Raw genomic sequence first — 5190 nt, 5'->3', positions numbered from 1 at the left:
GGGGCCAGGACCGCGAGGCCCTCGGCGCCGCCACGGCCGCCGCGCGCGCCGCCAAGGCCGGCATCGACTGGCAGGACTGCCCCGCCGACTGGGGGCTGGAGAAGCCCATCCAGTGCGGCTGGGTCTCCGTGCCGCTGGACTACGCCAAGCCGAACGGCAAGCAGATCAAGCTCGCCGTCGACCGCATCGGCAACACCGGCACCAAGCAGGAGCGCCAGGGCGCCCTCATCTACAACCCCGGCGGCCCCGGTGGTTCCGGCCTGCGCTTCCCGCGCCGGGTCACCACCAAGAGCGCGCTGTGGACCAACACCGCCAAGGCGTACGACTTCGTGGGCTTCGACCCGCGCGGCGTCGGCCACTCCGCGCCCATCTCCTGCGTCGACCCGCAGGAGTTCGTCAAGGCGCCCAAGGCCGACCCGGTGCCCCGTGACGAGGCCGACAAGCGCGCCCAGCGCAAGCTGGCCCGCGAGTACGCCGAGGGCTGCGCCGAGCACAGCGGCGCGATGCTGCCGCACATGACCACGCCGAACACCGCCCGCGACCTGGACGTCATCCGGGCCGCGCTCGGCGAGAAGAAGCTCAACTACCTGGGCGTCTCCTACGGCACCTACCTCGGCGCCGTCTACGGCACGCTCTTCCCGGGCCACATCCGCCGGATGATCGTGGACAGCGTCGTCGACCCGGCGCGCGAGAACATCTGGTACCAGGCCAACCTCAACCAGGACATCGCCTTCGAGCGCCGCTGGAAGGACTGGCAGTACTGGGTCGCCGCGAACGACGCCGCCTTCCACCTCGGCACCACCCGCGCCGCCGTGCAGGAGCAGTGGCTCAAGCTGCGCGCCGCCGCCGCGAAGAGCCCGCTCGGCGGAGTCGTCGGCCCGGCGGAGCTGATCTCCTTCTTCCAGAGCGCCCCGTACTACGACTCCTCGTGGGTGCCGGTCGCCACGGTGTTCAGCAAGTACGTCGCCGGTGACACCCAGGCGCTCGTGGACGCGGCCGCGCCCGACCTGTCGGACACCGCGGGCAACATCTCCGCGGAGAACAGCAACGCGGTCTACACCGCCGTCGAGTGCGCCGACGCCAAGTGGCCCACCAGCTGGCAGACCTGGGACCGGGACAACACCCGGCTCAACAAGGACTACCCGTTCATGACCTGGGCGAACGCCTGGATGAACCTGCCCTGTGCCACCTGGCCGGCCAAGCAGCAGAACCCGGTCGAGGTCGGCACCCACAAGGGTCTGCCGCCCGTGCTGATCGTGCAGTCCACGCGGGACGCGGCCACTCCCTACGAGGGCGCCGTCTCGCTGCACCAGCGCTTCAAGGGCTCGCGTCTGATCACCGAGGAGGGCGCCGGCTCCCACGGTGTCACCGGCCTGGTCAACCCGTGCGTCAACGAGCGGGTCGACGCCTACCTGCTGACCGGTGAGCTGGACAGCTCCGACGTCAGCTGCGCACCGCACGCCACGCCCAAGCCGTAACGGTCCGGAGCGACAGGGAAGGGGCGGCCGGAGATCTCCGGCCGCCCCTTCCGGCGTTCCCGCGGCTCAGTGCCGCCGGGCGAACCGGCGGGTCTTCGCCGCCTCCGCCTCCGCCTTCACCTCGGCGGCATAGCGGTCCACGTACTCCTGGCCCGACAGCTCGAGCACGGCGTACATGATCTCGTCGGTGACGGCCCGCAGGACCGCCTTCTCGTCCTCCATCCCCTCGTAGCGGGAGAACTCCAGCGGCTCGCCGAAGCGGATGGTGATCGGGCGCAGCCTCGGAATCTTGCGGCCGGGCGGCTGGGCCTCGAACGTGCCGATCATGGCGCAGGGCACGACCGGCGCCCCGGCCTTCAGGGCCATCACGGCGACCCCGACCTTCCCCTTGTACAGGCGCCCGTCGTGCGAGCGGGTGCCCTCGGGGTAGATCCCCAGCAGCTCGCCCCGGTCCAGCACCTTCAGCCCCTCGCGGACCGCCGCCTGCCCCGCCTCCTTGCCCGAGCGGTCCACCGGGATCTGGCCCGCGCTGCGGAAGAAGAACGCCGTCAGCCTGCCCTTCAGTCCCGGCCCGGTGAAGTACTCCGCCTTGGCGAGGAAGGTGATCCGGCGCTTCAGGATGGCGGGCATCAGGAAGTGGTCGGAGAATGAGAGATGGTTCCCGGCGATGATCGCCGCGCCCGACTCCGGCACATGGTCCAGGCCCTCGATGCGGGGACGGAAGACCAGTCGGAGCACCGGGCCCAGCAGCACGTACTTCAGCAAGTGGTAGAACAACGGCTCCCCCTCGCTCGCAGTGGCCTGTGCAGACACCTGTTACCGCCGGACACCGGGCTCATGCTCGGCACGCGGCGAATTCGCGTAAGCGGCCCTGTACGGCGGCTCTGTCCACAGGCCCGAACACCTCGCATCCGCAGCCGTTACATTGGGCGAAATAGTGACAGATCAGCCTGCGAGCGGCTGAACCTGCGAAGAGGAGGGCCCGTCCATGTTGACGGTCGACCTGGCCAGGTATCCCTTGCTCCTGGCCGCCGCAGCGGAGCCGGACCAGCTCTTGCCCGCCAGGGAGCAGATGGCCTTCACGCTGGGCTTCCACATCATCCTGGTGCCCTTCGGCGTGGCGCTGACCTCCCTGATGCTCGTGGCCAACTACCGGGGCCTGCGCAAGGGCGACGAGGCCGCTCTGGTGCTGGCCCGGCGCTGGTCCAAGGTGGCCGCCGTGCTCTTCGCGGTCGGCGCCATCACCGGAACGGTCCTGTCCTTCGAACTGGGTCTGCTCTGGCCGGGGCTGATGGGGACCTACGGCGCCGCGTTCGGCTTCCCCTTCGCCATCGAGGGCCTGTTCTTCTTCCTCGAGGCCATCTTCGTGGCCATCTACATCTACGGCTGGGACCGCATGCGCCCGTGGGCCCACTTCTGGTCGGGCGTGCCGGTGGCGCTGGCCAGCATCGGGGGAGCGGGCGCCGTCATCGCCGCCAACAGCTGGATGAACCAGCCCGGCGGCATCACCATGCGGAACGGCAAGGTGGTCGACGTCCGGCCGGGCGAGGTCTTCTTCAACAACGCCTTCTGGCTCCAGTTCTGGCACATGCTGCTCGCCGCCTACATCGTGGCCGGATTCGTGGTGGCCAGCGTCTACGCGGTCGGCATGATCCGCGGCCGGCGCGGCCACTACCAGAAGCTCGGCTTCCTGATCAGCTTCATCACCGCCGCCGTCGCCCTGCCGGTGCAGATCTTCGTCGGGGACACCATCGCCCGCCAGGTCTTCGACAGCGAACCCGCCAAGTTCGCCGCCATCGAGCTGCTGCCCACCACCGGCACCCACGTCCCCGAGACCCTCGGCGGCGTCCTCATCGACGGCGAGCCGCGCTACGGCATCTCGGTGCCCTGGGCGGCCTCCATCCTGGCCGGATTCAAACCGTCGACCCGCATCCAGGGGCTCGACGCCATCCCGGCCGACATCAGACCCACCACCGCCCAGGTCAACATCGTGCACTGGGCGTTCGACATCATGGTCGGCACCTCCATGCTGATGCTGGCCGTCGCCGCCTGGTTCGTATGGGTGTGGTGGAAGCGCCGGAACACCCTCCAGACCAACCGCTGGTTCCTGGGCGCCGCCTCCCTGTGCGGCATCGTCTCGATCCTCAGCCTGGAGAGCGGCTGGGTGGTCACCGAGGTCGGCCGCCAGCCGTGGATCGTCGTCGGGCTGCTGCGCACCAGAGACGCGGTGACCACCCAGGGCAACCTCTGGCCCACCTTCGCCGGGGTCCTGGTGCTCTACGCGGCGGTCGGCACCGGCGCCATCTGGGTCCTGCTGTCGATGAAGCGGCGCTGGCACAAGCAGGGCGACGAGAACGTCCCCGTCCCCTACGGCCCCGATGCCACCCCCGCCTCCCGGCGCGAGCGCTCCGAGGGGAGGGTGCTGTAAATGGCCGAGCTGGTCGCGGCATTCCTCTTCATCGGCGTCGTCGCCTACGCGGTGCTCGGCGGGGCGGACTTCGGCGCGGGCTTCTGGGACCTCCTCGCGGGCGGCGCCAAACGCGGCCGCGAGCCACGCCATCTGATCGACGTATCCCTCGCCCCCGTCTGGGAGGCCAACCACACCTGGCTGATCTACTGCCTCGTCGTCCTGTGGACCGCCTTCCCCCCCGCCTTCGCCGCCATCACCACCACCCTCTACCTTCCGCTGATCCTCGCCCTGCTCGGCATCGTGCTGCGCGGCGCCGGATTCGCCTTCCGCAAGGCCACCGTCCGCACCGAGGAGCAACGCCTGTACGGGGCCGCCTTCGCGCTGTCCTCGGTCCTGACGCCGTACTGCTTCGGCGCCATCGCGGGCGGCCTGGCCTCCGGCCGCGTGCCCACGGCGGGCGACGGCGACGCGATCTCCAGCTGGGTCAACCCCTCCAGCATCCTCGGCGGCATCCTCGCCGTCCTGGCCTGCTCCTACCTCGCGGCCACCTATCTGACGGTGGAGGCGCTGCACCGCGACGACCAGAAGCTCTACCGGTACTTCCGGGACCGGGCGATGGCCGCCGGTGCGGTCACCGGTGCGGTCAGCATCGCCGGCATCTTCGTCCTCCATGCCGACTCGCCGCGCCTCTTCGACCGCCTCAGCGGTCCGGCGCTGCCTCTGGTGGTCCTCGCGGCCGTCGGCGGCCTGGCCGGACTGGCCCTGCTGTGGGCCAGGCGGACCGTCGGCACCCGGGTGGCGGCGGCGGGCGCGGTCGCGCTGGTCATCGTCGGCTGGGGCGTGGCCCAGACGCCGTACCTGCTGGGCACCCACCTCTCCATCACCGAGGCCGCCGCACCGAACGCCACTCTGGCCGTCGTGGTCGGCGTCGCGGTCGTCGCGGGCCTGCTGATCGTGCCGTCCCTGGTGCTGCTGTTCCGGCTCAGCAGCCGGGGCGAGGTGGGCGTGGGCGACCGGCCCTTTCGGGGCGGCGTGACGGAGGGGGAGCGGGGTAGCGGGGAGGGCATGACCGAGGGCGACGACAGTGCTGCGGGCAAGGCCGGCCGGGGTGCCGGGGCGGCGCTGGCCAAGGGCACCGGAAGCACCGGCGCGAAGAGCGACCGCACCCCCGCCGTACCGCTCGGCCCCGCCACCGTCCAGAGCCGGCCCCGCCGCTGGGTGCCCTACGCCCTCTGCGCCGGGGCCGTCACGGCGGCGGCGGTCGCGGGGGCACGGGCCACGCGGCCGGACGCCCGCTGGTAC

4 protein-coding genes are annotated in these 5190 nt (G+C 71.1%); 3 read left to right on the top strand and 1 reads right to left on the bottom strand.

The features are described 5' to 3' along the window. Window positions 1–1478 (top strand): alpha/beta hydrolase (locus GT030_RS25680; RefSeq protein WP_161203148.1); only part of this gene is annotated, 1478 nt, incomplete at its 5' end. A 66-nt stretch (window positions 1479–1544) separates the two neighbouring features. On the opposite strand, the gene GT030_RS25675 is transcribed toward GT030_RS25680, so the two are convergent. Then, the gene (locus tag GT030_RS25675) at window positions 1545–2255 is read right to left on the bottom strand and encodes a lysophospholipid acyltransferase family protein (RefSeq protein WP_161203147.1); all 711 of its coding nucleotides are present in this window, start codon (window positions 2253–2255) and stop codon (window positions 1545–1547) included. Between the two features lie 211 nt (window positions 2256–2466). Here GT030_RS25675 and GT030_RS25670 point away from each other — a divergent pair, with 211 nt between their 5' ends. Together GT030_RS25670 and GT030_RS25665 are read left to right on the top strand one after the other, a co-directional pair. Next, window positions 2467–3906 carry a cytochrome ubiquinol oxidase subunit I gene (locus GT030_RS25670; protein WP_161203146.1) on the top strand — a complete coding sequence of 480 codons (1440 nt, stop codon included), beginning with the start codon at window positions 2467–2469 and terminating at the stop codon, window positions 3904–3906. Next, a partial coding sequence (locus tag GT030_RS25665) for a cytochrome d ubiquinol oxidase subunit II (protein WP_237522818.1) occupies window positions 3907–5190 on the top strand: 1284 nt, incomplete at its 3' end.

The sequence above is a fragment of the Streptomyces sp. SID1328 genome, assembly GCF_009865595.1.
Lineage (GTDB): Bacteria > Actinomycetota > Actinomycetes > Streptomycetales > Streptomycetaceae > Streptomyces > Streptomyces griseoluteus.
This window is presented reverse-complemented; position numbering and strand designations above follow the sequence as displayed.